Origin of the sequence: Macrococcus equipercicus (genome assembly GCF_024205945.1) — a bacterium.
GTDB classification, from domain to species: Bacteria; Bacillota; Bacilli; order Staphylococcales; family Staphylococcaceae; genus Macrococcus; species Macrococcus equipercicus.
This window is the reverse complement of the sequence record NZ_CP073809.1, coordinates 1068936-1095281: the sequence shown is the minus strand read 5'-3', so window position 1 is coordinate 1095281 and position 26346 is coordinate 1068936. Positions and strand designations below refer to the sequence as shown.

Here is a 26346-nt window from a genome sequence, read left to right as displayed (position 1 = left end):
ATACTTTAGCGAAAAAATCAAGTTTAATTAATACAATAAGTTTACATAATATTATTATTTATATTTTTAATATAAAAAAAAGAAACCTGCTTGAGGTTTCTTCGTCAGTATTTATTCGTGCCAAGCTGTTTCAAACGCGGCTTCCGTCTTATCCTTCACTTCTTGAAGTGTCGCATCTCCGAGCAGTTCCACGAGCTTCATCTTACCGTCAGTGAACTCAAACACCGCAAGATCTGTGATCAACTTGTTGACGACACCTCTGCCCGTCAGCGGCAGTGTGCATTCAGCTTTCACCTTTGACTCACCGTGCTTATTCACGTGCTCCATAATGACGACCACTTCTTTCGCACCATTGACAAGGTCCATCGCCCCGCCCATGCCTTTGACCATCTTACCTGGAATCATCCAGTTGGCCAGGTCTCCGCTGCTTGACACTTCCATCCCGCCAAGAATGGCAAGGTCGATATGGCCGCCGCGAATCATTGCGAAACTTTCTGCTGAATCAAAGTACGCTGCTCCTTGTACAGCGGTCACTGTTTCCTTACCGGCATTGATCAGGTCAGCATCGACTGCGCTTTCAGTCGGATAGGCACCGATGCCGAGCAGCCCGTTCTCGGACTGATAGAAGACATGCTGCACGTCTGCCGTCGCTTCGTTGGCTACAAGCGTCGGTAATCCGATGCCCAGGTTGACATACATGTTGCTTTTGATCTCTTTTGCGGCTCTTTGAATAATCAGTTGACGTTCTGCCATTATTTCTCCTCCTTGACGACTTTACGTTCAATACGCTTCTCGTAGTTCTCGCCTAAATAAACATGCTGCACGTATATGCCCGGCGTATGGATGTCATCCGGATCCAGCTCACCTACTTCAACAAGCTGCTCGACTTCTGCAATCGTCACTTTACCTGCCGCTGCACAGAGAGGATTGAAATTTCTGGCGGTTTTACGGAAGACCAGATTGCCGAGTTTATCAGCTTTCCATGCTTTAACTAATCCATAATCACCGGTAATACCCCGCTCCAGTAAATAGTCCTTCCCGTCGAAGGTCTTCACTTCCTTGCCGTCAGCAACCGGGGTTCCGACACCTGTCCGGGTATAAAAGCCGGGTATGCCGGCACCACCCGCACGAAGCCGTTCTGCCAGTGTTCCTTGCGGCGTCAGCTCTACTTCCAGTTCACCATCCAGATACTGACGCTCAAACGTCTTGTTCTCACCGACATACGAGCTGATCATCTTCTTCACCTGACGTCCGGCAAGCAGAATACCGAGACCGAAGTCATCAACGCCGCAGTTATTGCTGACGATGGTCAAATCTTTCGTCCCCTTATCTTTGATCACTTGTATCGCTTTCTCCGGAATTCCGCACAATCCGAATCCTCCCACTACAAGCGTCATCCCGTCCTGAAGCCCGTTCAGTGCTTCATGTAAATCAGTCGTCACTTTTGACATGCTGCATCCCCCTTAAAATGAATACCTATTCATTTATGTTATACCATATTTTCAGAATTTTTAAAAACATTATTTTAATGACGTTTTTTTACAGCAGGACTTCTGACGCCGAAACAATTAAAATTTCTTTCATTCCTGGTTTTATGGTAAACTATTAGCACCAGCTATCAAAGGAGTGCATGTCTATATGACAATGGTGTTGATGTTCCTGCTTGCCTATTTAATCGGATGCTTCCCATCCGGTCTGATCATCGGCAAAGTTTTCTACAATAAAGATATCAGACAGTCTGGCAGCGGTAATCTAGGAACTACGAATACGTTTCGTGTATTAGGGAAAAAAGCTGGAATCATCGTGATGATACTAGATATCTTCAAAGGTTTTATTGTCGTCTTTCTACCATTACTTTTTAATCATGAAGTTCATGGTGTCATCATCGGTCTTTTCGCGATACTCGGTCATGTTTACCCCGTCTTCTTAAAGTTCAGAGGCGGTAAAGCAGTCGCTACATCGGCAGGTGTCATTATGGGGGTCAATCCGATCCTGTTCGTAGCCGTGACCATCACATTTATCATCGTGCTGTACTTATTCAAATTTGTGTCACTGGCAAGTATTATCGCAAGTATTGTTAACTTCATCCTATCCATTGTTTTCATGGACTGGATATTGATTGTCATTGCCTTTGTCATCATGCTGATTGTAATCATTAGACATCGGTCCAACATCAAACGTATAATCAATAAAGAAGAGCCTAAAATAACCTGGATGTGAGGTGCGAGATGAAAATTAACCTAGATGATAAAGCAGTCGGCTGGTTCAAGAAAGAACTGGACATACCAGACAACAAGGCTATCCGTTTTTACGTGCGCTACGGCGGCGATGTCAATCTGAAACAAGGATTCAGCCCGGCGTTTACAGTCGATACAGTCGATCCGGAAGGCTACTCAGAGACACAGGACGGTCTGACATATTACGTGGATGAGAAAGATTTGTGGTATTACGAAGACAATGTGCTTAATGTCACATGTGAGAATGACGAAATCAAATATACGATCACAAACTAAGCAGACCTATAAAATAAGAGCCCGGCATGTTATATTTCATAACATGCCGGGCTCTTATTACTTAGTTTATGAATACAATGCCATATAGCGTTCATGCCATTCCGGGAAATGGCGGTCCAGTCTGATCGGTCTGTTCGTCCCGCGTTTCATCAATATATGAGTCGTCGTACCTGTGGCAGCTACAGAGCCGTCCTCTTTAACAACCTTATAGGCATAAACCGTCTTCAGCTTTGAATAAGACTCAATCCACGTCAGAACTGTCACTTTCTCAGGATAAGTCACCGAGTTTTTGTAAGTCAGCTGTGCATCGATGACAGGAGAAATCACTCCTGCTTCTTCCATCTCCGCATAGCTGAACCCTGCTTTTTCAATGAAATCTGTCCGTGCCACTTCAAACCAGATCAAATAATTAGCATGATAGACCACACCCATCTTATCCGTCTCTGCATATCTGACCGGTATTTCTAATTCTGTCGTAAACATAGCCACACTCCTTACTCTCATTATACCATAAACAAAAACCGACTACATAAGTAGCCGGCCTGTCATTCTTAATTACTGTGCGAGTTTATCGCGTAATACCATGCGGAGAATGCCGCCGTGACGGTAATAATCAATCTCGACTTCTGAATCGAAGCGCGCCAGCGCCTCGAATTCCACAGTTGAACCGTCTTCTTTGACCGCTGTGACTTTAACGTGGTCACGTGGTCTAACGCCTTCAGCAATATCCACTGAGAATGTTTCGTTACCAGTGAGTCCAAGTGATTCAGCAGAATCTCCTTGTAAAAATTGCAGTGGCAGTACACCCATCATGACTAAGTTAGAGCGGTGAATACGTTCATAGCTCTGTGCGATGACTGTTTTAACGCCTAGTAAGTTCGTACCTTTAGCTGCCCAGTCACGTGAAGAGCCCATACCGTAATCGTTGCCGGCAAGTACAACTAAACCAGTACCGTCTGCCTGATACTTCATGCAGGCATCAAAGATCGGCATGATAGCGCCTGTCGGCCAGTAAGTTGTGAATCCGCCTTCTGTGCCCGGAGCGATCTGGTTTTTAATGCGGATATTCGCAAATGTTCCGCGCATCATGACTTCATGGTTACCTCGACGTGAGCCGTATGAGTTGAAGTCACGAATAGCTACACCATTATCCAGTAAATATTTGCCTGCCGGTGTATCTCTACCGATAGCACCTGCCGGAGAGATATGGTCTGTCGTCACGGAATCACCGAATTTACCCATGACACGCAGGCCATTCAAGCTCTCGATGCGGCCCGGTTCAGGCGTCAATCCTTCAAAGAATGTCGGATTCTGAATGTAAGTAGATGTCGGATCAAAGTCGTATAACGGCTGATCTGTAGATTCGATCTGGTTCCACAGTTCATTGGATTCAAAAACAGATGCATATTCTTTACGGAACAAGTCAGGCGTCACAACAGAGCGCACGACGTCTTTGACTTCATCGATTGACGGCCAGATATCTTTCAAGTAAACATCCTGGCCATCTGCACCTTTACCCAGTGAATCTTTCTGCAGGTCAATGTTCACTGTTCCCGCAAGGGCATAAGCGACAACCAGCTGAGGGGATGCCAGGTAGTTCGCTTTAACTAATGGATGGATACGTCCTTCAAAGTTACGGTTACCTGATAGTACAGAAGTCACAAGCAGATCTTCCCGTGCAATCGCATCTTCGATTTCAGGAAGTAACGGTCCTGAGTTACCGATACATGTCGTACAACCGTAGCCGACTGTGTTGAAGCCCAGTTGATCCAAGTACTGCTGCAGTCCTGACTGCTCAAGGTAACCTGTCACTACTTTAGAGCCCGGTGCCAATGATGTTTTGACGAATTCAGGTACTTGCAGTCCTAATTTCACTGCGTTGCGAGCGACAAGACCTGCACCAAGCATGACATAAGGGTTGGATGTATTTGTACAAGAAGTAATCGCAGCAATAGCGATATCACCTGTCGACATCAAGCCGTGATGACCATCATTGAAGTTGATGACTGCTTTTTTGTCGAATTCTGCTTTATCCAGTCCGTGGCCCTGGTTGCCGGCCGGCGCTGTCACAGATTTAACGAATTCCTTTTTCATCTGACTTAATGGAATTAAGTCTTGAGGCCGTTTTGGACCCGCTAATGATGCTTCCACAGTTGACAAATCAAGCTTCACGATATCTGTATAGGTCGGTTCAGGCTGGTCGACTGTGAAGAACATGTTATTTGTCACCAAGTATTCTTTGACCACTTGAATATGTTCCTCATCACGACCTGTTAAACGCATGTAGTCAAGCGCTTCTTCGTCAACAGGGAAGAAGCCGCAAGTTGCGCCGTATTCCGGTGCCATGTTAGCGATTGTCGCACGGTCTGCAAGCGGCAGGCTGACAACGCCCGGACCAAAGAACTCGACGAACTTACCGACGACGCCTTTTTTACGGAGTTCCTGAGTGACGCGAAGTGCCAGGTCAGTCGCTGTTGCGCCTTCCGGCAATTCGTTAGTCAGTTTAACACCGACGACTTCCGGAATCGGGAAGTATGACGGTTGTCCGAGCATGCCCGCTTCCGCTTCAATACCACCAACACCCCAGCCGAGAACACCGATACCATTGATCATCGTCGTATGAGAGTCTGTGCCGACTAATGTGTCAGGAAATGCAACATTTTCGCCGTCAGCTTCACGAACGTGAACTACATTGGCAAGGTATTCAAGGTTGACCTGATGGACGATACCTGTCGCAGGTGGCACAGCGCGGTAGTTATCGAACGCTTTAGTCGCCCAGTTCAGGAACTGATAACGCTCTTTATTACGCGCAAATTCAAGTTCGACGTTGCGCTGCAGTGCAGTCGCGTTACCATAGGCATCAACTTGCACTGAGTGGTCAATGACGAGATCCACTGGAACTTCTGGATTAATTTTAGTGACATCCCCACCGACATCATCCATCGCTTTACGTAATGATGCCAAGTCAACGACAGCCGGCACGCCAGTGAAATCCTGCAGAATAACACGTGACGGCTTAAATGGCACTTCTGCATTTGGATCGTTCTTTTTTCCCCATTTAACAAGATGTTTAATATGCTCTTCTGTAATAACGCGGCCGTCAAACTGTCTTAACACAGATTCAAGCAGCACACGAATAGAATATGGCAATTTGCTGATTTCGCCGAGACCTGCTTCTTCAAGAGATTTCAGGCTGTAAAACGTATAAGTCTTACCATTCAATTCAAATGTCTGCTTAGAAGCATTTTGAAGATTTGAATTCATACTAGTTCCCCCTATTTAAATTAATCCTTTACTTCTCTATTTTAATCAATATGAAACGAGAAGTAAATGTTATCAAATTTCAAATATCAAATACATTGTTATAAGTTTTTCTTATCATTAGCAGCATGCTGCTGTCATCCGGTAAGAATATCTTCTTTCGGGAAATAATACGTCTGTTTTCTCGGTCGTGAGAAGGTGAAGACTATCGTCAAAATACCGACTTTACCAATCATCATCATTAAAATAATCAGCAGTTTACCGATCACAGACAAGTCATCGGTAATACCCATTGTCAGCCCGACTGTACCGAAGGCAGACACCGCTTCAAAGAACAGCTTTAGGAACGGGATGTCTGGTTCTGCAAGGACAAGCAGAAAAGTGATCGTGAAGACAATCAGCGTACTGAGCACGACAATCGCGAAGCTCCGGAGCAGAATTTTATAGTCAATCGCCCGCTTAAAGATGTTAATCTGCTCATGCTGCTTAATAAAACTGATCGTCCCGAACAAAATGACTGCAGCAGTCGTCAGCTTAATCCCGCCGGCCGTTGAAGTCGAACCGCCACCGATGAACATCAGCAGCATCATGACTAATATGGAATCCGTGTTCATAGCGCCGATGTCTATCGTATTAAAACCAGCCGTTCTTGTGGTGATAGCCTGGAAGTAAGCCATCTGCAACTGATTGTACCAGGAATGACCGCCCAGCGTCTGATGGTTATCCATCTCCAGCAGAAAGATGACAATAGTCGCGCTGACATTGATTAAGAGCGTGCCGAGCAGCATAATTTTTGTGTGAACCCGGAGCTTCTGGAACGATGTCTTCTTCGCGACATCAATCAGCACCGTGAAGCCGAGCCCGCCGAGAATGATCAGCGTCGTAATGACAAAGTTGATGACCGGATTGAACCGGTAACCGACCAGATTGTCACTGTGCAGCGCAAAACCGGCATTGTTGAAGGCACTGACTGCCGTGAAGAAGCTGCGGTACAGTCCCTGCCAGAAACCGAACTCCGGTATCCACTCCATCGCTAAAAAGACGGCGCCTGATAGTTCGATCGCCAGACTGAGAAAGAATAAATACATGACCAGCCTTAAAATACCGCCGATATTCCCCTGGTTCAGTGCTTCTGAAACAAGGAAGCGGTTTTTGAGACCTACTTTCTTGCCGATCATAATGAAGACAATCATCGCCAGTGTGACCAGCCCAAGCCCGCCCGCCTGTATCAATATGAGCAGCACAGTCAGCCCGAAATAACTGAAGTGCTCTGTAATGTCAATCGGTGACAGGCCGGTCACTGTAAAGGCGCTTGTCGCCAGAAACAGACAGTCGATGAATGACGTCGGTTTCAGCTGTGAGACCGGTAAAGACAGAAGCCCGGTCCCTGCCAGCAGAAACATTATAAAGGATGATAAAATAATAAAGTATGGATTCGTTTTTCGACGTTTTATAATGATTCCTCCAATCTTAGCTTCTTTATTGTTCCACCAAATGATGTGAAATGCAATATATAATCTTCACCAGTATAAAGCAAGCGACGGCTGAATGGAGACAGTAAAAAACCGTAAACCTGAGCAGGTTTACGGTCAATCATCATTTTTCGGGTGGCTGCGCCTTGCGGAAACGCTTGTCCGGTTTTAAAGTGAGTCCCAGTCGCATCCGCTCCCGGTTGCCATCCATGTAGAGAGAGATCATCATCATGATCAGCACGAATGAGAACGGGAAGGCAACAATAATAGCTGCACTCTGCAGCGCATTCAATCCGCCGGCGTAAATCAGCACAAGTGCAATCAATGACTGCGCGAGTCCCCAGATTATTTTTATGGAGTTCGGCGGATTCAGCGAACCGTGAGTCGACTGCATGCCGAGGACAAATGTCGCAGAGTCAGCAGATGTAATGAAGAAAGTCGCAATTAAAGCAAGCGCGATCAATGATAAGCCGAAGCCCATCGGCACTTCCTTAAACACTGCAAACAGTTGAAGTTCAACAGCAAGCTCACCGATACCCGGCACTTTCTTGAACATTTGTATTGCCGTCGTGCCGAACACACTGAACCAGAAGAAGCTTAACAGTGCCGGCACCATAAGAACACCGATCAGAAATTCACGGATGGTCCGCCCTTTAGAGACCCGGGCGATGAAAATACCGACGAACGGACTCCAGCTCATCCACCAGCCCCAGTAATAAAGCGTCCATGACGACATCCAGTCCTTCTTATGTTCATTGAGCGGTGCCACATCAAAACTCAAATACATGAAATGCTGCAGCAGATCTCCGACGGTCGTTGAGAACATATTCAGGATTAGGATGGTCGGGCCGAGAATCAGCACGCTGATCAGTAACAGCGCTGCGATAATAATATTGACGTTGCTTAAAATCTGGATGCCTTTAGACAATCCGCTCCATGCACTCATCAGGAACAAAATAGTCACGATGACAACAATGATGACTTTAACCCAGAAAGTATTAGGAACATTGAAGAGATAATGCAATCCACCATTGATCTGCTGAGCACCCATCCCGAGAGAAACTGCAACCCCTACAACCGTTGCAAATACTGCAAGTACATCAATGATAGTGCCGAACCAGCCTTCTACTCTATCACCGAATATCGGTCTTAAAGTATGTGATAACAGGCCGGGTTCACCTTTTCGAAACTGAAAGTAGGCAAGGGCCAGTGCGACAACACCATAAATCGCCCAGGCATGAAAGCCCCAGTGAAAGAATGTCGAGCGCAACGATTCTTTAAACGCTTCATCGGTCTTCGGTTCAGCGGTCGGCGGCGCCATAAAATGACTCAGCGGCTCAGCGGCTCCCCAGAACACAAGGCCGATTCCCATCCCTGCACTGAACAGCATCGCAAACCATGAAACGATATTGAATTCCGGTTTGTCGGATGGTTTTCCGAGCTTCAGCTTGCCGATCGGACTTAATATCAGGAATACACAGAAAGCGACGATGACAGCAGATAACATGACATAGTACCAGCCGAAATCCCGTGTGATGAACGCGTTGATTCTGCTGGTGACTTCCCCGAATCCTTGTGGAAACAATGCACCCAGCATCACTGTCAGCAGCACTAATACAAGCGAAATATAGAATACATTAGTGATTTTCTTTTGATTTTTCATTTAATACTCCTTTCCTATTTTAAAAAACATGTATTACTATAACGTATATCCAGTTATTTATCAAACGAACCATTTTATCGGCATTTATTGAATCCGCTTCCTCACTAGCCGTACAGTTACTGCGACAGCTGCAATCAGGAAAAAGTGAAAAAAAGTGAAAAAAATTCTTTTTTATATACTGTTTTTATTGTATGCTATAGTTTATAGGAGGTGACTATACATGTCATTATGGCAGGAATTCAAAGATTTCGCTATTAAGGGGAACGTCCTTGAATTAGCAGTAGCTGTTGTCATCGGGGCAGCATTCGGCAAGATTGTTACAGCACTTGTACAAAGTGTCATTATGCCGCTTATCGCACTGATTTTCGGTAACACTGATTTTGCTTCACAATGGGCTTATAAAGGTATTAAATATGGTGTCTTCATTCAATCCATCATCGACTTCTTGATCGTTGCTGTTTCTATCTTCCTTTTCGTCAAAGTATTCAACAAATTAACAAAAGCGAAACCAAAAGAAGAAACAATCGAAGAGAACACTGTTTTATTAACTGAAATCCGTGACTTACTTCGCAGCAAAAACATCTAAACGTCAAAAAACATCCCATCACTGATGGGATGTTTTTTATTTCTTATAAGGTCCTTTGTCACTCATCACTTTAACATCTTTGACAATTTGATCTTTCGGGAATTTCTGATCACCTGTATCTTTACCGATATAATCCTTAATAACGGTTCCGTTCTGGTCAATCAAGTAAAATGATGTGCCGTGCGTTGCCTGATCATTATTTTTAGATGGCGGCACGACAATGGTTTTAAAGCTTTCTTCTCCAAACTGGCGGATAAACTTCTCGTCATAATTCGTCAGCAGCTTCCAATGTTTCATTGCAGAGCCATACTTTGCCACATAGTTCTTCATGACTTCAGGCTTATCGCGCTTTGGATCCACGCTGAAACTGATGATGCCGTAATTTTTAACGTGCTGTTTCTCCAGCTCATCAACGACTGTACTCATATTGTAAGTCATCGGCGGACAGACTGTTTTACAGTTTGTGAACATGAAGTCCGCAATCCATACTTTCCCCTTTAAATCTTTATTAGTAAACGTTTTACCGTCTTCATCGGTTGCACTGAACGAACTGACTGTATTACCGTAGCCGCTCGCAGGTGCAATCGCTGACTTCCCGCATGCTGTCATTAAGACTGTTAACACGATAAGAATGATATATTTCTTCATATTTCCCTCCTATTTGTTTTAATATATCAAAATGGCAGGCCGGCATAAATATGATAACAAAGAAATATTTGACCAAATGATTACAATTATTTAATTTTGAAAGCTGTCGTGCTTAAATAACCGCTGCTGTTGACAGTTAATATCGCAGGAATACGGTTTTTAAGTTCCTGCACATGCGATATTAAGCCGACCATCTTGCCGCTCTGCTCCAGTTCGACAAGCGATGCAATGGCTGTTTCCAGCGTCTCGCTGTCCAGTGTACCGAATCCTTCATCGATGAAGACCGACTCCAGGTTAATGCCGCCGGACAGCTGTGTCACATAATCGCTTAAGCCGAGCGCTAAAGCGAGTGACGCCAGAAACGTTTCGCCGCCGGATAACGTCGAGATATCGCGCACCTTGTTGCTGTAGTTGTCAAATATCTCTATTTCAAGGCCGCTGTAGCCTTGAGTCACCTGCGTCTTCCGCTGAAATTGATAACGATAGCTTGTCATTTGATCGAGCCTTGTATTGGATTGTTTCAGTGTCTGTTCAAGGTAATAAGTCAGCACGAAGTTTTCAAGTGTGAGCTTCTGGCGGTTGCGTCCACCGAACAGCTGGGCAAGCGTCACGATTTCCTCATGTCTTCCGACTGTCTTTTGATAATCCGCCAAAACATGCTGCAGACGTGCCATCAAGCTGATATTATGTTCCAGCTGGTACTGCTGCCGTCTCAGTTTTTCCTGCTGCTGCTCGTATACTGTCCGCTGCCGCTCGAATTCCATTTCAAGCGGTTGTAAATCTGTGAAGTGCTGCGTCCCGATGCGTGCTGTCAAATCCGCTATTTTGACTGTCATTGCCTGCTCCTGCTCTTTATACCAGTCGAGCCGGTCCTCAAGTTCAGCCATCAGCTGCTCATCAAATGTCGCCGGCAGCTGCTCCTTAGTCAGCTGAAACCCGCTCAGCATCGATTCATATTTCTGCGTCAGCTTCTGCACATTCAGCTGCCGCTCACGCTGCTCGCCATTGATACGCTCATACAGCTGCTGTTCGTGCTGCTGCTGCTGCGTCAGCTGATCGAGCGTCAGCTCAGCATTTCTCAGTTCTTCATCGTAGTCGCCGACCCGTTGCTGCATGCTGCGGTACTGCTCATAAAAATCATCATAGGAAGAAAATCCCGTCACCGCAGTGAACTGCGATTGCTGAGCCTTATAATACTCCAGCTTGACATCGGCTGCTGTCCGCTGTGCTTTCATATGTGCCTGCTGCTCACGGAGCTCGTCCATCTCTCTAGTCAGTGCTGCCAGCGCTGCTGACGTCCGGTCCTGCTCGTCCTCAAGACCGGCCACTGACTGTGCCAGTGCTGCATAGCGCGCCGGAATTCCAGCTGCTGTTTCCCGGTGTGTAAGCCTTGTCTCCAGTCGTACCCGCTGCTCCTGTAAATCCCGGAGCTGCTGCATGTCGAATAGCGGCTCTTCACTCTGCACGACTTGAGAAACCGTCTGCCGGCAGACCGGACATTCTTCTCCGTCATGTAACTGATGCCGCAATAGCGCTGCTGCACAGCGCTCTTCATCGTAGGAGGCAAGCAGCTGACTCAGCTGCTTGTTGATCAGTCGAAGCTCCTGTTCATTCGTCTTGTTCTCTGACTCATGCAGCTCGGCTGCCTTCATCTGAACTGCAAAGTGCGACAGCTGCTCCTGCCCGCATTCGATTTCTTCCTTAAAGACTTGAATACTGTCTTTCAGCTGAAGCTGCTGCTCCGTCATCTGGCGCTGCTGTGCTGCCAGCTGACCCATTTTGTCCTCATACTGTTGATATTCCTTTGAATAATCAGCTATTGTCTGCTTCAGCCGCCCGTAATCATCTCTATTGAGATAGAACAGCTGCCAGTCATGCAGTCTTGTTCTCATCTCTTCAACTTGCGGCTGCCGCTCCTCAAGCACTGCCAGCTGGTCAGACCGTTCTTTTATTTCGCGCTGGATATACTGGAGCGTCTCACTTTTAGCAGCCGCCTCTTCAATGACTGCAGTCAGTTTCTGCTGCTCTTCCTCGGCATCCGTCTGTACGTCCGTCAGCTGCTCCATCGCGCGCATGACATCAAGTTGCCGTTCTCGTTCGCTCACGTCAGGAAGCTGCTGACGATGGCCGGTCAGCTGCTCAGTCACCTGCTGCCGCTCCTCGATCGCCTGATTCACTGCTGCAGCGCTCTGTAATTGCTGCTCCGCCTTGTCTGCAGCTGCCTGATACTCCACAAGCCGCTCCTCCAGAGCCGCAGCTGCTTCCTGCTGCCTGGTGATTTCTTTACCGCGTTCCTCCAGCTGACTGACCGCTGAACCGTCCAGCTGCTGCTCCGATTTAAACTGACTGAGGAGCACTTCTATTTCCTGCTCAGTTTCACGGACCTGCTGCTGCAGCGCTTTCGTCTCCTCAGCAAGCTTAATTTCAAGCGCTTTAAACCGCGTTGTATCAAACAGCGTCCTCAGCACCTTCTGCTTCTCGCTGCTGCCCGCCACTAGAAATTTCTTGAACTCTCCCTGCGGCAGAATCAGTATTTGCCGGAACTGATTGGCGTCTATCTTCAGCAGCTCCTTCAGCTGCTGGTTGCCATCCTTGACGCTTTTCGCGAGCAGCTTCCTGTCATCGCCGAGCTGTTCAATCACTTCGAGCTTCGGCAGCGTCTTCGTCTTGTTGCCGGGCTTGATGTAAGTAAGATGACGGGTGACTTCATATACCCGGTTGTTCAGCGCAAACTGAAAGCGGACAAAAGTCGGCTGCCCTGCTTCAGCAAAATGACTGCGGAGTGCTGCTTCATCTCTTGCCGCGGTAGAAGCTTCACCGTACAGTGCATACGTCATGGCATCAAACAGCATCGTCTTGCCTGAGCCGGTCCGCCCGCTGATCAGAAATAAGTGATGGTCACCCAGCTGTGTGAAATCAATGGTTTCATGGATGAACGGCCCGAAGTTCTGCAGTTCCAGTTTAATCGGTCTCATGCTTGTCTCCTCCCCCGTGCAGTCGATTGATGATCGTCAGCTGTCCTTTTGTCAGCGGTTCCGCTGTCAGTGCAGCCGCAAACAGATTCATAATATCCGCATCGCTCTGCTCTATGATTTTGACGGCTGCTGTCTCCTGAACTTTCACTTCATCAGCATGCCTTAGCTCCAGCAAGTACGGATAAACCTGCTTCAGTTTGGTCATCGGGTCATTGACGTGACGCATATCACTCAGGATCATCTTCAGATAATCTTCCTGATGCGCCGCTGCCGGCTGCTGGTAGAAATCATCAAATGAGCCTTCAAGGACCTTCACATCACGTATCGGCTTGAGCGGTATGAATGTGTTAGTGATGCCGTCATCTGTGTCTATCATGCGGAATCCTTTCGGCTGATCCGCTTCAGAGAACGAATACTTCAACAGACTGCCGCTATAGCTGATAGTCGCGGAATTCACGGCAAAGGGATGATGCAGATGGCCGAGCGCCACATAATCAAAGTGATTGAACAGCTCTTTTGGCACGTATTCAACCGCGCCTAGCGATAGAGGCCGCTCTGAATCACTTTCATCGCCGCCTTTAATGAAGAGGTGGCTGACAGCGATATTGGTCTTCGTCATGTCCAGCTGCGCTTCTATCCGGCTGATGACAGCGCTGTATGCCGCCCCGTGACTTGTGATCGTGTCATCCTCAAAATAGAACCGTGCTTCTACCGGCTCTATATACGGGATTAAATAGAAATGGATGTCATCATAAACGACCGGCTCAAAGCTGTCGGCAATCGCCGTACTGATGTGGAACCCATGCGTCTTGAACCATTCTTTCCCGTAGCCCAGCCGCTCAGCGCCGTCATGATTGCCGCTGACAGCAAGCACAGGTATGTTCCGGTCGATGTTCACCGCCCGGATGAACTGTTCAAACACCAGCACCGCTTCTTTCGACGGCAGCGAACGGTCATAAATATCGCCGGCAATGATGAGCAGTTCTATATGAAGCCGGTCAATCTCCTCAATGATTCGACCGAGTATGTAGGACTGATCTTCCAGCAGAGAGTGCTGGTTCAGTGTGCGGCCGATATGTAAATCTCCTATATGCATTAATTTCATAGTCATCACCTCATCTGCATTATACACAAAAAGCATGCCCGATGAATCAGACATGCCCTGTCAGATAAATAACCTCGTGCTGAAAAACCTGAACACTGATTACAGTTTAAATAATGGTGTCTCAATACGTTCCACAAGCTTCGCTTCTTTCACTGCGACAGGACGACCGTTTGTTGTCTCAAAATAGTTTCCAGTGACAATGGACTGCATGACATTCCGGACATCAGCTGCAGTCAGCTGCTCTTTCGGATGCGCGATGTTGAACTGGTAGCTCTTACCGAAATCAGTCGTAAATACCATCTGTAATGTTTTCATCAAATCACCTCCTCATCTTTTTTTCGTCTGCTATACAGTCTTCGTTTCGATCTTCTCTGCTGAGACATAGTCTTCGCCGGTCAGCACGGCGATTAGCTCTTTAAAGCTGTTGGCCTGAGCTTCAGTCAAGTCCATTCTCACTTGATTGAAGCGGCGCGTCTTACGGACTTCCTTGCCGCTCTCTGAAACATCAGCGACATAAGTAAGACTAAGCACGACTTCCTTTAACATATGATCACCTCCTTTACACTCTATATATCGAATAAAGGACGAGGAATAGACACAGCAGGTTATTTTTTCTATAATGAGCATGAGGTGAATACATTGAACGCTATTTTTATTACGCTGATCTTCGTCTGGACCGTCATCTTTCTCGGATTGCTTGCCATCGGCGGTTTTTTCATGTTTCGGAAATTTCTGAAGCGGCTGCCTAAAGAAGACGGCAAAAGTGAGCTGGACTGGCAGGACTACTACATCCATAAGGCGCTTCCCATGTGGCATGATGACAGTAAATCACTGCTGAATGAACTGGTGACACCGGTGCCTGAACTCTTCCGGGACGTCGCTAAAGAGCGGATCGCGGGCAGAATCTCAAAGATTGCGCTTGACGAAGGTGCTGAAAGAATAGAACTGGACCATATTATGCGCGGCTATATCATCGCTACGCCGAAGCGTGACCACGGCTTTATGAAGAAGAAACTGACACAGCTGGGTATCGACTATACACCTTACAGTTCCTACTTCAAATATGCGGATGACGAAAAGAATAAATTCTCTATTTTCGACCATTCAGAACTTATCGCGAAAGAAGCACAAAAATAGCGCAGCTCTCATTTAGAGAGCTGCGCTTTTGTCGTGAATGTCCAGTGAATCAGCGAGTTTTTTATATTTAATGTACATTGCGATACGCCACGGTACAATCATGCTGAATGCGAGCAGGAAGAACATGCCTGCAAGCTCGCCCGGATGTATCGTGCTGCTTAAATAAAACTTAAGCACAGAGCGGATCACCAGCAGCGAGATTAAAATCACCGGGAACAGCTTCGAACGTTTCATATAAATCTGTCCGTCGATCACCTGGAAATTGGAAGTATAAATTAAAAACAATGAGAAAAACATGCCGACAAGAACTGCTTCCAGTACTTCCATGCCGGTCAGCCTGAAATAAGGGATAAGATACATCAATGCCCCGGTCGCCATAAAGAAAGGCGGCATAATAATCTTTCTGGCATTCGTCGGATATTTCTGCGCCTTCATCCGAACGACGATCACAATCATCCCCATACATAACGCTACAACCATCGATAGAATGACATACATATTAAATCCCCCAGCTAAATAGTCTAGTAATCTCTGTCAGTAAATCAAAGAACAGGAGCAGTCCCATGATCACCATAATGACGCCGCCCACTTTCGTCAGTATGCGGCTGTATTTCTTGATGAACTTGAGTTTCGTCAAACAGAACGTGAGCAGGAAAAAGGGAATACAAAAACCGAGCACGTATAAGATCATATAGAACAACGCAAGCGACTGATTCGTCAGCGCGAGTGAGATGATCGTCCCGACAATCGGTCCCATGCAGGGCGTCCAGCCGGCCGCAAAGGCAATGCCGATGACCAGTGAGCCGAAGTAGCCGCCCGGTTTGTTTCTAAAGCTCAGTTTTTTGTCAGCCATCAAAAATTCAGGCGTGAAAACACCGAGCGTCATCAGGCCGAACACCACCATCAGGAGGCCGCCGACCATCCGAATCGTATCATCATACTGATTGAGAAAATCGCTGACGAAGCCGATGCCGACTCCAAAGGAAATATAGACGATTGAAAATCCGATGAGAAACAGCAGCGTGTGAAGGATCGCTTTTGTGTTCAGCTGCCCTTCCTGCAGGTCATTGAACGATACACCGGTGATATAAGATAAGAAAGCCGGGTAAATCGGTAGTACACACGGTGATATAAAACTCAGTAAACCTGCACCGAAAGCAAGCGCCATGGTGACATCACCCATATTAATCACTCCATTCCAGACTATTTTACCAAATCTTCATCCAGTTGAAGTACTCTTTTTTGAAAAATTAGTGACACTCACAGCTTTTAATGAGGACAAATAAAATAAGGATGCCGCAGCACCCTTATTATTTGACGTTTTGATTCATATTCTTGTTCATCATCGCCATCATCTGATTGATTTTTTTCTGAGAAGGCTTTTGACCCATCTGCATCATCATCATTCTTAACATATCTTCATTGATTGGCGGGTTCTTCTTCAAGTAATCCATCATATATTTACGTGCCAAGTAGAAACCAAGTGCTGCACCTGCCACTGCTGCTAGAATAATTAATAAAATCCATATCCAAGTCGCCATTATTTCACCCACTTTCTCATTCCTTTAAAAGTGTACTAAATAATCACAAGTTTTTCAACAGTTATTACAGTGGAATGACACCGAGGATTATTGCTACTACAATCATAAAGACAGAGGAACCTATCGCCCATTTTAAAGCAAACTTCTGATTTTCCCCGTAATCAATACCGAGCATACCTACCAGTAAATAGCCGGCAGCGTATAGCGGACTTAAGACATGGACCGGCTGACCTAATATAGATGCTCTTGCCATTTCGGCTTTTGTGATGCCGAACTGAGATGCAGACTCCGCAAGAATAGGGAGTATGCCGTAATAATACGGATCATTGGCCATGAAATAAGTAAATGGCATGCTTAATAGTGCGGTGATTACTGCAAAGTGATCTCCCATACTTGCGGGAACGATATTAACGAGCGCAGTGGCCATCGCATCCACCATTTTCGTGCCATTCATCACACCAGTGAATATTCCTGACGCAAACACCAGGCTGACGACTGCAAGAACATTAGGCGCATGTGCTTTAATGCGTTCTGACTGCAGGGCTATATTCGGATAATTGATGAGCACAGCGACCGCAAAACCACACATGAATAACACAGGAATAGGAAGAAATTCGGTAATCAATGCATAGAGCAGCAGTATGGTGAGCAGTGCATTGACCCAGACGAGTTTCGGCCGTAGTAATGCATTTTCGTCGTTCGACTTACCATCAGGATGCAGATGCATATCATCAAGTGACATCATCAGATGATCAGCGATGCCTACTCTTTTACGTTCCTTCACTCCGAAGTAGTAAGCGACACCGAGTGCAAACAGAATGCCTGCCGCCATAACCGGGATGATCGGCGTGAAAACTTCTTCAGTCGTCGTCTGCAGCGCTGATATCGCGCGGGCTGTCGGACCGCCCCACGGCGTCATATTCATGACACCTATCGATAATAAGGCCAGTGCAGCAAGTATGTATGGATTCATTCCAACTTTTCTATAGAGCGGAAGCATCGCAGTCACGGTAATGATAAAGGTTGTTGTCCCATCCCCATCTAGTGCAACAAGACTCGCGAGTATGACGGTCCCGATTGTAATTTTCAAAGGATCGCCTTTCACCGCTTTAATGATGACATTGATGACAGGATCAAAGAGGCCTGCATCAATCATAATACCGAAGTATAGAATGGCAAAAATCAGCATCATACCAGTCGGTGCTACTTGCTTCAGTCCTTCCAGCATATGCTCGCCGATGCCGTTATAAAAGCCGCCGATAATCGCAAAGACCGTCGGCACAAGAATCAAGGCGACAAGCGCTGACATTTTCTTCGACATGATAAGCGCCATAAAAACGACAATCATAATAAAACCTAATAATGCTAAATTCATAATAAAAATACCCCCTTGCCTCAATTTTAAAATGATTGAGGCAAGAAGGCAATAATTATTCTGAAAATTCATTTAAATTTTTTCTGTTGTCTTGTGCTTATCAATCAGTTATTGCATTGCAAGCACTTGCTTTACTACTTGTTCTTTCGTGAAACCATATTTCTCCATCACCACGTCACCTGGTGCACTGGCGCCGAAGCGGTCGATACCGATGACGAGGCCGTTCAATCCGACATATTTGTACCAGCCGTCTGTCGCACCCATTTCGATAGCGACACGTTTCGTGATCACAGACGGGAGCACTTCTTCGCGGTATGCTTTATCCTGCTGGTCAAATAAGTTCAAGTTAGGAAGTGACACGACCTGCACGCCTTTTCCTTGTGCTTCCAGCTGTTTTCCTGCTTCTAATGCAAGAGACACTTCTGATCCTGTAGCGATCAGCAGAATTTCAGGAGAAGCTGATTTGTAGACGACATAGCCGCCGCGGCGCACCCCTTCTTCTACGACTTCTTCGCTGACATCTAATGCCGGCAGATCTTGACGTGTCAGCACTAAGGCAGTCGGGTCTTTCTTCGATTCCATTGCCACTTTCCATGCGACACGTGTCTCGTTGCCATCAGCTGGACGGAACACATTCAAGTAAGGCATTGCGCGAAGACCAGCCAGCTGTTCAACCGGCTCATGCGTCGGACCATCTTCACCGACAGCGATAGAGTCATGTGTGAAGACGTACGTAGACGGCACACCCATCAAAGCGGCAAGTCGCAGCGCCGGTTTCAAGTAATCACTGAAGACAAAGAACGTCGCACCGTATGGCTTGACGCCGCCGTGTGCTGCCATACCGTTAATTGCTGCACCCATCGCGAATTCACGCACACCGAACCAGATGTTGCGTCCTTCAGGTGTTTCAGCTGAGAAGTCTGCTTCTTTCTTCACGTTAGATTTGTTTGATGATGCAAGGTCGGCAGAACCGCCGAACAGCTGCGGCACGGATTGTGACAGTGCCTGGATCATTTCGCCGGAAGTAGCACGTGTAGCGGCTTTAGAACCTACTTCATATTTCGGTAGGTTCGCTGCATAGTCATCTGTCAGACGGTTGTCAATAGCCGCCTGCAGCTGTTCACCAAGTTCCGGATTGTTCGCTTTGTATTCTTCAAGCTGTTCATTCCACGCCGCTTCTTTGTCGTTGCCGCGTTTCAGCATCGTCGTCTGGAAGATTTCATACACTTCTGCAGGGACATTGAATTTAAGTGCTGGATCAAGCCCGTAACTTTCAAGCGCAAGTTTACGCTCTTCAGCGCCAAGTGGTGAGCCGTGCACACCGTTTGTGCCTTGTTTGTTCGGTGCGCCGTAGCCGATCACCGTCTTCACTTCAATCAACGTCGGACGGTCTGACTGCTTCGCTGTCTCGAGCGCCTCGTTGATCGCTTCCATATCATTGCCGTCTTTCACAAGAATATGCTGCCAGCCGTATGATTCAAAACGTCCTTTCACATTTTCAGAGAATGCTTTGTCCAGGTCACCGTCTAAAGAAATGTCATTGGAGTCATATAAAGCGATTAATTTGTTCAGCTTTAAATGCCCTGCGAGTGAAGCCGCTTCATGAGAAATCCCTTCCATGAGGTCACCATCAGAAACAAGGACATACGTGAAGTGGTCGATAATAGCCGCATCCGCTGTATTATATGTCGCAGCTAAATGCTTCTCAGCCATTGCCATACCGACACTCATCGCAAACCCTTGGCCGAGCGGTCCAGTCGTAATGTCGATGCCATCTGTATGGTTGAACTCAGGATGTCCCGGTGTTTTAGATTCCCACTGACGGAAATTTTTAAGTTCTTCCATCTCAAGCGCTCCTGAGACGTGCAGCAATGAATAAAGCAGCGCTGAGCCGTGACCCGCCGATAACACGAAGCGGTCGCGGTCAAAGAAGTACTTTGAACTTGGATTGAATCTTAAATGCCGCGTCCAGAGCGTATACGCCATCGGAGCCGCTCCCATAGGTAATCCCGGGTGGCCGGAATTCGCCTGTTCAATCTGGTCAATACTTAATGCGCGCAGCGTATCTACTGCTAACTGATCTTTCTCATTAAACATTATAAAATCTCCTTTATATGAAAGTCATAATTCTTTTAAATTATAGCTTATTGCTGATCATCAATCCCGTAAATTGTTTTGACGCTGAATGTCCTTGATCTTTTCAGGTGTGACATCAGTGCCTTCCTGATCGATGATTTTAGTGTTTTCAATCGTTTTCTTAAAGCTGTCTCTGAAACTATTCAAGTACTCTGCACGCAGACTGCTCTGCTCGCGGCCTTCTTCTTCTGTTAAACCTTCCGCCTTCTTTTTCTTTGCAAGATGATTGATGCGGTCCATTTTATGTTGTTCTAACATGAGCATCCTTCCTTTCATAATAAAGATAGCAAAAAAGGCGTAGAAAACCAACTTGTGCACGTCCACCTCCACAAAAAACCCTGCTCAGCTGAGCAGGGCAAGAAAATTACTGGACAATTCCCAGCACTTCGCCATTCTGTGTGGACTGATGCGGGCTCCTATGATTAGAACGCGTGTTCGTTTCGATTGTTGTGTCACCGGCGGTCTGTTTTAATGATGCTGACTGACCTTGTTCATATATTCTTTCAGATTGTGCCATATATAATGTGCCAAATGTCAAAAACATTGTAAATAAAACGGAATAAAGGAAAAATTCTTTCGAAATTCTGATTGTCATCATTAATTACCTCCAGAACATTTGTTTGTATACTCAGAATAACAGAACATCTGTTCTCTGTCAAACACTATACGAACAAATGTTTGTTCGCCCCGAACATGTATGCTATAATGGCTTTAGAACAAACATGAAGGAGTGTTCTCATGAAAGAATTAACTAAAAGACAACAAGAAATATATGAATATTTAAAACAAGTCGTATCAGCTAAAGGATATCCACCGAGTGTCAGAGAAATCGGTGAAGCAGTCGGTCTTGCTTCCAGCTCAACTGTGCACGGCCATTTATCGCGTCTTGAGGAGAAAGGTTACATCAAACGTGACCCTACGAAGCCCCGGGCGATAGAAATCGTCTCTGATTCTGCTCAATCTGCGCTGCATGAAGAAACAATCCATGTCCCGGTCATCGGTAAAGTCACTGCCGGTCTGCCGATTACAGCGGTTGAAAACGTCGAAGAATATTTCCCACTGCCTGCCCACTTCACTTCCAGCCACAACAGCGATATCTTCATCCTTGAAGTCGTCGGTGAAAGTATGATTGAAGCAGGCATTATGGATAAAGATAAAGTCATCGTAAGACGTCAGGCGATTGCCGAAAATGGAGACATCATCGTCGCAATGACGGAAGAAGATGAAGCGACGGTGAAACGCTTCTACAAAGAAAACAATCGCTACCGGCTGCAGCCTGAAAACAGCACAATGGAGCCGATTTACCTTGATAAAGTAACAGTACTCGGTAAAGTCGTCGGTTTGTTCCGCGAATTTTAACACCACTTCAATGATGAAGCGGTGTTTTTTTATGGCAAATTAAATACCGGCTGAGTCAGCCGGTACGGGTTATAGTGGAGTTCATCTACTTTTTAATGATCTTTTTACTTGCGTCCGAGTATTTCTTTAACTTGCTCTAAAATGTCTTTTTCTTGTGGTTTTTTTGTTTCCATCGTTCTATCCCCTTATCATGCAATTACAATAGTACTGTACCCGTATCAAGCAGCCGCAAACATACATGTGAAATATTACAACTTATACTCCACATCACCCTTCTCCTATATTTTAACTGAAATCATCATGCTTTGAAAAAATTCAGCTCCAGTATTGACAATACAGCCCAGTTAACTTATATTATAAATCGTAACAATTACGTTTTAGGGAGATGTTTTAAATGCAAGCTACGAAAATCACTGCCGGTCTGCTTATGATGTCACTCGCGCTGGCCAGATGTCAGCAGAAAGAAGCTCAGCCCACTCAAACGGCGCAGCAGCAGAGCCATGATCATCGTCAGTCACATAGTCACAGTAAAATGTCCGCTGCAGAAAAAAAAGTTCATGATGGTTACTTTAAGGACGCGGAAGTCCAGGACCGTCAGCTAACTGATTGGCAAGGAGACTGGCAGTCTGTCTATCCGCTTGCAAAAGACGGCATATTGGACGAAGTCTTCACACATAAAGCAGAAGATGGTGACATGACGGCTGAGGAATATAAAAAATACTATTTAAAAGGCTACCAAACAACAGTCAAACGTATAGTCATCGACGGACAGTCCATAACTTTCTATGATAACAATAAAAAACTACAAGCTGATTATACATATGATGGCTATGAACTATTAACATATGATAAAGGTAACAGAGGTGTGAGATTTATATTCAAGAAAACGTCCGGAGATGCCGGGGCACCTAGCTACGTTCAGTTCAGCGATCACAATATCAGTCCGAAGAAAGCATCACATTATCATATTTATATGGGTGATGACCGTGCTGCACTACTTAAAGAGCTTGAAAACTGGCCGACGTACTACTTCAGTGATATGAGCGCCGATAAGATTAAGGATGAAATGATTTCACACTAGACTGAGTAACTTTCTTATGGACGGGTATAGTTATCCATCAATCAAATTCCAAAGGAGAATGACAGATGGCTAATGAATATCAATGGGTAAGAAATGAACGGGAACAACTACTCGCGAAACTGCAGCATTTAAGCGATTCTGAATTTAATTACAACTTCGGCTTCGGGGGTGGCAGCATTAAAGCCGTGCTGCTTAAGATTGCAAGTGCTTATCATTCCAGTTTCGGACAAAGTGACACCCCTCACCTCCACCATTCCGGTGTCCAGGATTATAAGAACAGTTTAAGTGCTTTGAACTTTGATGATGTCCTTGAATCTTTCAATCAGGTCAATCGCTTGATGGACAGTGAACAAGACCATTACGAGACCATCCAGAAAAACATTGTCAACGAGTTCCGTCAGCTGGGACAGATTGATGTCATGCTTCATCTCCTCGAGAATTCAGATTATCCTGTTGCCAGCAGAACAGCGAAGCGCGAAAAAGTGACAGAGCGCCGGAATATGAGGATTACACGATTATAATCAATAAGATAACCCCGGAAAAATTCCGGGGTTATCTTATTGATTTAAATTAATCAGCGGCACACTGGATTTAATCACTTGATTGGAGACGATGAGCTGCTTGAGCTCATCAGCAATATCAAGCTGATTTAAATATTCAAACGGCAGCCAGTAATAGGGTCGTCTCACTTTAAATTCTTCCTTGTTCCTCACGTTGAAAACAAACGACGTTTCATTTACCGGTGTAGTGAACAGCCATCCTTTATGCTCGGCAGTTTCTTCCACGACGAACAAAATGCCGCCGACTTTCAGTTCTTTATTCAGCTGTGCCGCGAAAGCGTGGGCGCTGTCCTGAATGGACTGGCTGCCTTTTTTCAGGACATAAGGAAGCTTCATTCGTTTATGCCCGATGTCCTGCACAAGTATTTTTTCTTCTGTCGTAATAAGTAATGATGATACTACTAGTTCTTTAGCCATAACGTTCTCCTAATTCTCGGTAATGTAATCTTCAGTGTAAAACGGGATATTCTTATCATCAAAAGCAACACCTATCCCTACTTCTTTAAAAATTACATTCAATATATTTTTACGATGTCCCAGTGAATTCATTAAGCCGTGGTGAGCTTCTATCGGCGACAACTGTCCGTACGCGAGATTCTCTCCGGCGAAGATATAGTCGAAGCCAGCTCTTTGCATCCGGTCAAACGGATCTAACCCCTGCTTGTTCGTATGACTGAAAAAATGATGCTCTGCCATATCGATTGAATGTTCCACTGCGGTATGACTCATTCTATCATGATAGCTGACAGGAGGTAAACCGTGTTTTACCCGGTCAGCGTTGATGAGATGGTAATCCAGTTTCTCATAAGCGGCCGCCAGCTCTGGCGACGGACTCGCATATAACTGCGGCTTTCTGTTCTCAAGTGACTGCGCAGTCACTTTCATCCCGACCAGCTTGTCGTCCTCATGCTGATCGAAATAATACGTATAGTACACACCGTCAGTCAAATAAGTGAGCATGTGCGGATCATCGAGCTCCAGGCGATAACGCGGCCCCTCAATCACTTCCAGAGGAGCACCAAGCCACTGACGGACGCTGTTCTCTGTCATGCCGTAGCTCACCTGCTTATCAGAAGTAAAAGGACCGGCCACTGTATAGATGCCTGTCACCCGCTGCGCCGTATAGTTGACGAGTATAAAGTGCCGGTAATGATCGTGATAGACATTCCAGTTATTCTGATACTGATTTCTCAGCTGGTCTTTCGGCGGGCCAAGCAGATGATCAACTTCCTGCTTTGACATACCAAGCTTAATGTCATCTATATAGCTTTTCGGTATACGGACAGCAGTAGTGCCGGACTGTGCAGATACGGCATCCCGCAGCCGGTGCTTAGCAGCCAGTGTCCAGTCATCAGGTAGTGACAGTATGCGCAGCGGAAAAATAAACAGTCCTGCCGCAAGCAGGAGAAATAACAGCAATTTTTTCATGGCACTCCTTATAAGCGTTAGTTAAGTATATATTATAACAAGTTCAAGGCTGCGATGCATGGAATAAAAATGCACATGACAGCTCTCTGTCATGTGCATGATGATTAACGATCCATATCGCCGTTAAAGATTGAGTTCTTCACGACAACGTAATCTACTTTGCGGATGGATTCCAGGTCTCTACCACCAGCGTAGGAGATAGAGGACTGAAGATCCTGCTGCATTTCTGTTAATGTGTCCTGCAGGCTGCCTTTATGCTCAACGAACATTTTTTTACCTTCGACGTTCTTCTTCTCACCTTTTTGGAACTCAGAAGCACTGCCGAAATATTCTTTGTACAGCTTACCGTCCAGTTCAACCGTTTCTCCCGGAGACTCTTCATGAGCCGCAAATAATGAGCCGACCATTACCATGTCAGCACCGAAACGGATTGATTTAGCGATGTCCCCGTGCGTACGGATGCCGCCGTCTGCGATAATCGGCTTACGTGCGGCTTTTGCACACAGCTTGATAGCTGCAAGCTGCCAGCCGCCGGTACCGAATCCTGTCTTGATCTTAGTGATACATACCCGGCCGGGACCGATGCCTACTTTAGTCGCATCAGCACCCGCATTTTCAAGTTCTCGCACTGCTTCAGGTGTCCCGACATTGCCGGCGATCAGGAATGTACCCGGCAGATGCTTCTTAATGTGCTTGATCATCTCAATGACCTGGTCAGAATGGCCGTGTGCGATATCGATTGTCATATATTCAGGAATTATGTCACTGTTTTTAAGTTCTTCTACGAAAGCATATTCATTGTCTTTGACGCCGACTGAAATAGAAGCAAACAATCCTTTATCATGCATTTTTTTGATGAACGGGATTCTGGCCGCCTCATCGAAACGGTGCATAATGTAGAAATAATCATTGGCTGCAAACCGCTCTGCCAGTTCTTCGTTCATGACCGTCTGCATGTTTGCAGGAACGACTGGAATTTTAAATGTTTTTGGGCCGAACTGAATAGATGTGTCACATTCACTTCTACTTTTCACGATACACTTATTTGGAATCAGCTGAATATCTTCATAATCAAATACATCAAACATGAGTTAACCATCCTTTAAATACGAACTATTTTTATATACAACAAATTATTATTCGTCCATAGGATAATTTACAGGTTTTCAAGTGATTTGTAAAGAGAAATAGCGCGTTTTTACGAATTTTACATATTCTACTGCTTGGTTTTTACCAGCTGGCCTTCTTGACGCCTGGTATTTGGCCTTTATGGGCCAGTTCCCGGAACGCGATACGAGAGAGCTCAAACTGCCGGATGACGCCTCTTGGACGTCCTGTGAGCTGACAGCGCCGCGTTAGTCGTGTCGGTGAGGAGTCACGCGGCAGTTGTGCGAGTGCCTCATAATCACCTGCTGCTTTTAATGCTTGTCTTCTCTCTGCGTATTGAGCGACTAGAGCCGCGCGCTGCTGCTCTTTTGCTATTTTCGATTTTTTAGCCATGTGTGT

General features: G+C 45.9%; 29 protein-coding genes. 7 read left to right on the top strand and 22 right to left on the bottom strand.

Features of this window, described 5'->3' with window-relative positions; all coding sequences use genetic code 11:
• Window positions 1-111 precede the first annotated feature (111 nt).
• The gene (locus KFV11_RS05610) at window positions 112-753 is read right to left on the bottom strand and encodes a 3-oxoacid CoA-transferase subunit B (RefSeq protein WP_170234537.1); all 642 of its coding nucleotides are present in this window, start codon (window positions 751-753) and stop codon (window positions 112-114) included.
• A complete protein-coding gene (locus KFV11_RS05605; protein WP_149458750.1) occupies window positions 753-1451 on the bottom strand; it encodes a CoA transferase subunit A in 699 nt (232 codons plus the stop codon). Before KFV11_RS05605 ends, KFV11_RS05610 begins: the two co-directional genes overlap by 1 nt.
• Before the next feature lie 187 nt (window positions 1452-1638).
• On the opposite strand from KFV11_RS05605, the gene plsY reads away from it, so the two are divergent.
• Window positions 1639-2220 carry a glycerol-3-phosphate 1-O-acyltransferase PlsY gene (gene plsY / locus KFV11_RS05600; protein WP_254249445.1) on the top strand — a complete coding sequence of 194 codons (582 nt, stop codon included), beginning with the start codon at window positions 1639-1641 and terminating at the stop codon, window positions 2218-2220.
• An 8-nt stretch (window positions 2221-2228) separates the two neighbouring features.
• Entirely contained in the window at window positions 2229-2513 is a 285-nt protein-coding gene (locus KFV11_RS05595) for a HesB/YadR/YfhF family protein (RefSeq protein WP_149458752.1), read from the top strand.
• Between the two features lie 66 nt (window positions 2514-2579).
• On the opposite strand, the gene KFV11_RS05590 is transcribed toward KFV11_RS05595, so the two are convergent.
• The 4 genes from KFV11_RS05590 to KFV11_RS05575 form a co-directional block, all read right to left on the bottom strand.
• Window positions 2580-2996: an acyl-CoA thioesterase gene (locus KFV11_RS05590; RefSeq protein ID WP_149458753.1), complete on the bottom strand. Its 417-nt coding sequence runs from the start codon at window positions 2994-2996 to the stop codon at window positions 2580-2582.
• Window positions 2997-3068: 72 nt separating this feature from the next.
• Window positions 3069-5777, bottom strand: a complete 2709-nt coding sequence (gene acnA, locus KFV11_RS05585; protein WP_149458754.1) for an aconitate hydratase AcnA — start codon at window positions 5775-5777, stop codon at window positions 3069-3071.
• Window positions 5778-5911: 134 nt separating this feature from the next.
• On the bottom strand, window positions 5912-7270 hold the full coding sequence (locus tag KFV11_RS05580) for a TrkH family potassium uptake protein (protein ID WP_367305190.1): 1359 nt from the start codon (window positions 7268-7270) through the stop codon (window positions 5912-5914).
• A gap of 100 nt (window positions 7271-7370) precedes the next feature.
• A complete protein-coding gene (locus KFV11_RS05575) occupies window positions 7371-8909 on the bottom strand; it encodes a glycine betaine uptake BCCT transporter (protein ID WP_254249444.1) in 1539 nt (512 codons plus the stop codon).
• A gap of 220 nt (window positions 8910-9129) precedes the next feature.
• Between KFV11_RS05575 and mscL the strand changes: the two genes are divergently transcribed.
• Window positions 9130-9495 (top strand): large conductance mechanosensitive channel protein MscL, encoded by a 366-nt coding sequence (mscL, locus tag KFV11_RS05570; RefSeq protein WP_149458757.1) that lies wholly within the window; start codon window positions 9130-9132, stop codon window positions 9493-9495.
• 36 nt (window positions 9496-9531) lie between these two features.
• Here mscL and KFV11_RS05565 read toward each other — a convergent pair whose 3' ends face one another.
• From KFV11_RS05565 to KFV11_RS05545, 5 genes are all read right to left on the bottom strand, one after another.
• Window positions 9532-10143, bottom strand: a complete 612-nt coding sequence (locus KFV11_RS05565; protein WP_149458758.1) for an SCO family protein — start codon at window positions 10141-10143, stop codon at window positions 9532-9534.
• 86 nt (window positions 10144-10229) lie between these two features.
• Complete coding sequence (locus tag KFV11_RS05560) at window positions 10230-13118, bottom strand: AAA family ATPase (protein ID WP_254249443.1); 2889 nt, start codon at window positions 13116-13118, stop codon at window positions 10230-10232.
• Window positions 13105-14223, bottom strand: coding sequence for an exonuclease SbcCD subunit D (locus KFV11_RS05555; protein ID WP_254249442.1), 1119 nt, complete (start codon window positions 14221-14223; stop codon window positions 13105-13107). The genes KFV11_RS05560 and KFV11_RS05555 overlap by 14 nt, the downstream gene beginning before the upstream one ends.
• 99 nt (window positions 14224-14322) lie before the next feature.
• Window positions 14323-14538, bottom strand: a complete 216-nt coding sequence (locus tag KFV11_RS05550) for a DUF2922 domain-containing protein (RefSeq protein ID WP_149458761.1) — start codon at window positions 14536-14538, stop codon at window positions 14323-14325.
• A gap of 30 nt (window positions 14539-14568) precedes the next feature.
• Entirely contained in the window at window positions 14569-14769 is a 201-nt protein-coding gene (locus KFV11_RS05545; RefSeq protein WP_170234540.1) for a DUF1659 domain-containing protein, read from the bottom strand.
• Window positions 14770-14862: 93 nt separating this feature from the next.
• Here KFV11_RS05545 and KFV11_RS05540 point away from each other — a divergent pair, with 93 nt between their 5' ends.
• Window positions 14863-15360, top strand: coding sequence for a DUF2621 family protein (locus KFV11_RS05540; protein ID WP_149458763.1), 498 nt, complete (start codon window positions 14863-14865; stop codon window positions 15358-15360).
• Window positions 15361-15372: 12 nt separating this feature from the next.
• Here the strand turns inward: KFV11_RS05540 and KFV11_RS05535 are convergent, their stop codons facing one another.
• The 7 genes from KFV11_RS05535 to KFV11_RS05505 all read right to left on the bottom strand — a co-directional run bounded on the left by KFV11_RS05535 (window position 15373) and on the right by KFV11_RS05505 (window position 21010).
• Window positions 15373-15858, bottom strand: coding sequence for a CcdC family protein (locus KFV11_RS05535; protein ID WP_149458764.1), 486 nt, complete (start codon window positions 15856-15858; stop codon window positions 15373-15375).
• A gap of 1 nt (window position 15859) precedes the next feature.
• Window positions 15860-16543, bottom strand: coding sequence for a cytochrome c biogenesis CcdA family protein (locus KFV11_RS05530; RefSeq protein ID WP_149458765.1), 684 nt, complete (start codon window positions 16541-16543; stop codon window positions 15860-15862).
• A gap of 127 nt (window positions 16544-16670) precedes the next feature.
• Complete coding sequence (locus KFV11_RS05525; RefSeq protein ID WP_149458766.1) at window positions 16671-16901, bottom strand: YneF family protein; 231 nt, start codon at window positions 16899-16901, stop codon at window positions 16671-16673.
• Window positions 16902-16965: 64 nt separating this feature from the next.
• Window positions 16966-18276: a CitMHS family transporter gene (locus KFV11_RS05520; RefSeq protein ID WP_254249441.1), complete on the bottom strand. Its 1311-nt coding sequence runs from the start codon at window positions 18274-18276 to the stop codon at window positions 16966-16968.
• A 108-nt stretch (window positions 18277-18384) separates the two neighbouring features.
• Entirely contained in the window at window positions 18385-20373 is a 1989-nt protein-coding gene (gene tkt, locus KFV11_RS05515) for a transketolase (protein WP_149458768.1), read from the bottom strand.
• Window positions 20374-20433: 60 nt separating this feature from the next.
• On the bottom strand, window positions 20434-20670 hold the full coding sequence (locus tag KFV11_RS05510; protein WP_149458769.1) for a DUF896 domain-containing protein: 237 nt from the start codon (window positions 20668-20670) through the stop codon (window positions 20434-20436).
• A 106-nt stretch (window positions 20671-20776) separates the two neighbouring features.
• A complete protein-coding gene (locus KFV11_RS05505) occupies window positions 20777-21010 on the bottom strand; it encodes a hypothetical protein (protein ID WP_254249440.1) in 234 nt (77 codons plus the stop codon).
• 140 nt (window positions 21011-21150) lie between these two features.
• Between KFV11_RS05505 and lexA the strand changes: the two genes are divergently transcribed.
• From lexA to KFV11_RS05490, 3 genes are all read left to right on the top strand, one after another.
• Window positions 21151-21771, top strand: a complete 621-nt coding sequence (gene lexA / locus KFV11_RS05500; RefSeq protein WP_149458771.1) for a transcriptional repressor LexA — start codon at window positions 21151-21153, stop codon at window positions 21769-21771.
• Window positions 21772-22165: 394 nt separating this feature from the next.
• The gene (locus tag KFV11_RS05495) at window positions 22166-22852 is read left to right on the top strand and encodes a metal-binding protein ZinT (RefSeq protein WP_254249439.1); all 687 of its coding nucleotides are present in this window, start codon (window positions 22166-22168) and stop codon (window positions 22850-22852) included.
• 65 nt (window positions 22853-22917) lie between these two features.
• Window positions 22918-23373, top strand: coding sequence for a DinB family protein (locus KFV11_RS05490; RefSeq protein ID WP_149458773.1), 456 nt, complete (start codon window positions 22918-22920; stop codon window positions 23371-23373).
• Window positions 23374-23409: 36 nt separating this feature from the next.
• Here KFV11_RS05490 and KFV11_RS05485 read toward each other — a convergent pair whose 3' ends face one another.
• The 4 genes from KFV11_RS05485 to rpsN form a co-directional block, all read right to left on the bottom strand.
• Entirely contained in the window at window positions 23410-23829 is a 420-nt protein-coding gene (locus tag KFV11_RS05485; RefSeq protein ID WP_149458774.1) for a hypothetical protein, read from the bottom strand.
• Window positions 23830-23838: 9 nt separating this feature from the next.
• A complete protein-coding gene (locus KFV11_RS05480) occupies window positions 23839-24840 on the bottom strand; it encodes a CAP domain-containing protein (protein ID WP_254249438.1) in 1002 nt (333 codons plus the stop codon).
• 104 nt (window positions 24841-24944) lie between these two features.
• Complete coding sequence (gene guaC, locus KFV11_RS05475; RefSeq protein WP_254250573.1) at window positions 24945-25928, bottom strand: GMP reductase; 984 nt, start codon at window positions 25926-25928, stop codon at window positions 24945-24947.
• A gap of 142 nt (window positions 25929-26070) precedes the next feature.
• Complete coding sequence (gene rpsN / locus KFV11_RS05470) at window positions 26071-26340, bottom strand: 30S ribosomal protein S14 (protein ID WP_149458777.1); 270 nt, start codon at window positions 26338-26340, stop codon at window positions 26071-26073.
• Window positions 26341-26346: the final 6 nt, after the last annotated feature.

Coding starts and splice junctions, on each gene's coding strand:
- KFV11_RS05610 (WP_170234537.1), bottom strand. CDS start 753: ATGGCAGAACGTCAACTGATTATTCAAAGAGCCGCAAAAGAGATCAAA.
- KFV11_RS05605 (WP_149458750.1), bottom strand. CDS start 1,451: ATGTCAAAAGTGACGACTGATTTACATGAAGCACTGAACGGGCTTCAG.
- plsY (WP_254249445.1), top strand. CDS start 1,639: ATGACAATGGTGTTGATGTTCCTGCTTGCCTATTTAATCGGATGCTTC.
- KFV11_RS05595 (WP_149458752.1), top strand. CDS start 2,229: ATGAAAATTAACCTAGATGATAAAGCAGTCGGCTGGTTCAAGAAAGAA.
- KFV11_RS05590 (WP_149458753.1), bottom strand. CDS start 2,996: ATGTTTACGACAGAATTAGAAATACCGGTCAGATATGCAGAGACGGAT.
- acnA (WP_149458754.1), bottom strand. CDS start 5,777: ATGAATTCAAATCTTCAAAATGCTTCTAAGCAGACATTTGAATTGAAT.
- KFV11_RS05575 (WP_254249444.1), bottom strand. CDS start 8,909: ATGAAAAATCAAAAGAAAATCACTAATGTATTCTATATTTCGCTTGTA.
- mscL (WP_149458757.1), top strand. CDS start 9,130: ATGTCATTATGGCAGGAATTCAAAGATTTCGCTATTAAGGGGAACGTC.
- KFV11_RS05565 (WP_149458758.1), bottom strand. CDS start 10,143: ATGAAGAAATATATCATTCTTATCGTGTTAACAGTCTTAATGACAGCA.
- KFV11_RS05560 (WP_254249443.1), bottom strand. CDS start 13,118: ATGAGACCGATTAAACTGGAACTGCAGAACTTCGGGCCGTTCATCCAT.
- KFV11_RS05555 (WP_254249442.1), bottom strand. CDS start 14,223: ATGAAATTAATGCATATAGGAGATTTACATATCGGCCGCACACTGAAC.
- KFV11_RS05550 (WP_149458761.1), bottom strand. CDS start 14,538: ATGAAAACATTACAGATGGTATTTACGACTGATTTCGGTAAGAGCTAC.
- KFV11_RS05545 (WP_170234540.1), bottom strand. CDS start 14,769: ATGTTAAAGGAAGTCGTGCTTAGTCTTACTTATGTCGCTGATGTTTCA.
- KFV11_RS05535 (WP_149458764.1), bottom strand. CDS start 15,858: ATGTATGTCATTCTATCGATGGTTGTAGCGTTATGTATGGGGATGATT.
- KFV11_RS05530 (WP_149458765.1), bottom strand. CDS start 16,543: ATGGGTGATGTCACCATGGCGCTTGCTTTCGGTGCAGGTTTACTGAGT.
- KFV11_RS05525 (WP_149458766.1), bottom strand. CDS start 16,901: ATGGCGACTTGGATATGGATTTTATTAATTATTCTAGCAGCAGTGGCA.
- KFV11_RS05520 (WP_254249441.1), bottom strand. CDS start 18,276: ATGAATTTAGCATTATTAGGTTTTATTATGATTGTCGTTTTTATGGCG.
- tkt (WP_149458768.1), bottom strand. CDS start 20,373: ATGTTTAATGAGAAAGATCAGTTAGCAGTAGATACGCTGCGCGCATTA.
- KFV11_RS05510 (WP_149458769.1), bottom strand. CDS start 20,670: ATGTTAGAACAACATAAAATGGACCGCATCAATCATCTTGCAAAGAAA.
- KFV11_RS05505 (WP_254249440.1), bottom strand. CDS start 21,010: ATGATGACAATCAGAATTTCGAAAGAATTTTTCCTTTATTCCGTTTTA.
- lexA (WP_149458771.1), top strand. CDS start 21,151: ATGAAAGAATTAACTAAAAGACAACAAGAAATATATGAATATTTAAAA.
- KFV11_RS05495 (WP_254249439.1), top strand. CDS start 22,166: ATGCAAGCTACGAAAATCACTGCCGGTCTGCTTATGATGTCACTCGCG.
- KFV11_RS05490 (WP_149458773.1), top strand. CDS start 22,918: ATGGCTAATGAATATCAATGGGTAAGAAATGAACGGGAACAACTACTC.
- KFV11_RS05485 (WP_149458774.1), bottom strand. CDS start 23,829: ATGGCTAAAGAACTAGTAGTATCATCATTACTTATTACGACAGAAGAA.
- KFV11_RS05480 (WP_254249438.1), bottom strand. CDS start 24,840: ATGAAAAAATTGCTGTTATTTCTCCTGCTTGCGGCAGGACTGTTTATT.
- guaC (WP_254250573.1), bottom strand. CDS start 25,928: ATGTTTGATGTATTTGATTATGAAGATATTCAGCTGATTCCAAATAAG.
- rpsN (WP_149458777.1), bottom strand. CDS start 26,340: ATGGCTAAAAAATCGAAAATAGCAAAAGAGCAGCAGCGCGCGGCTCTA.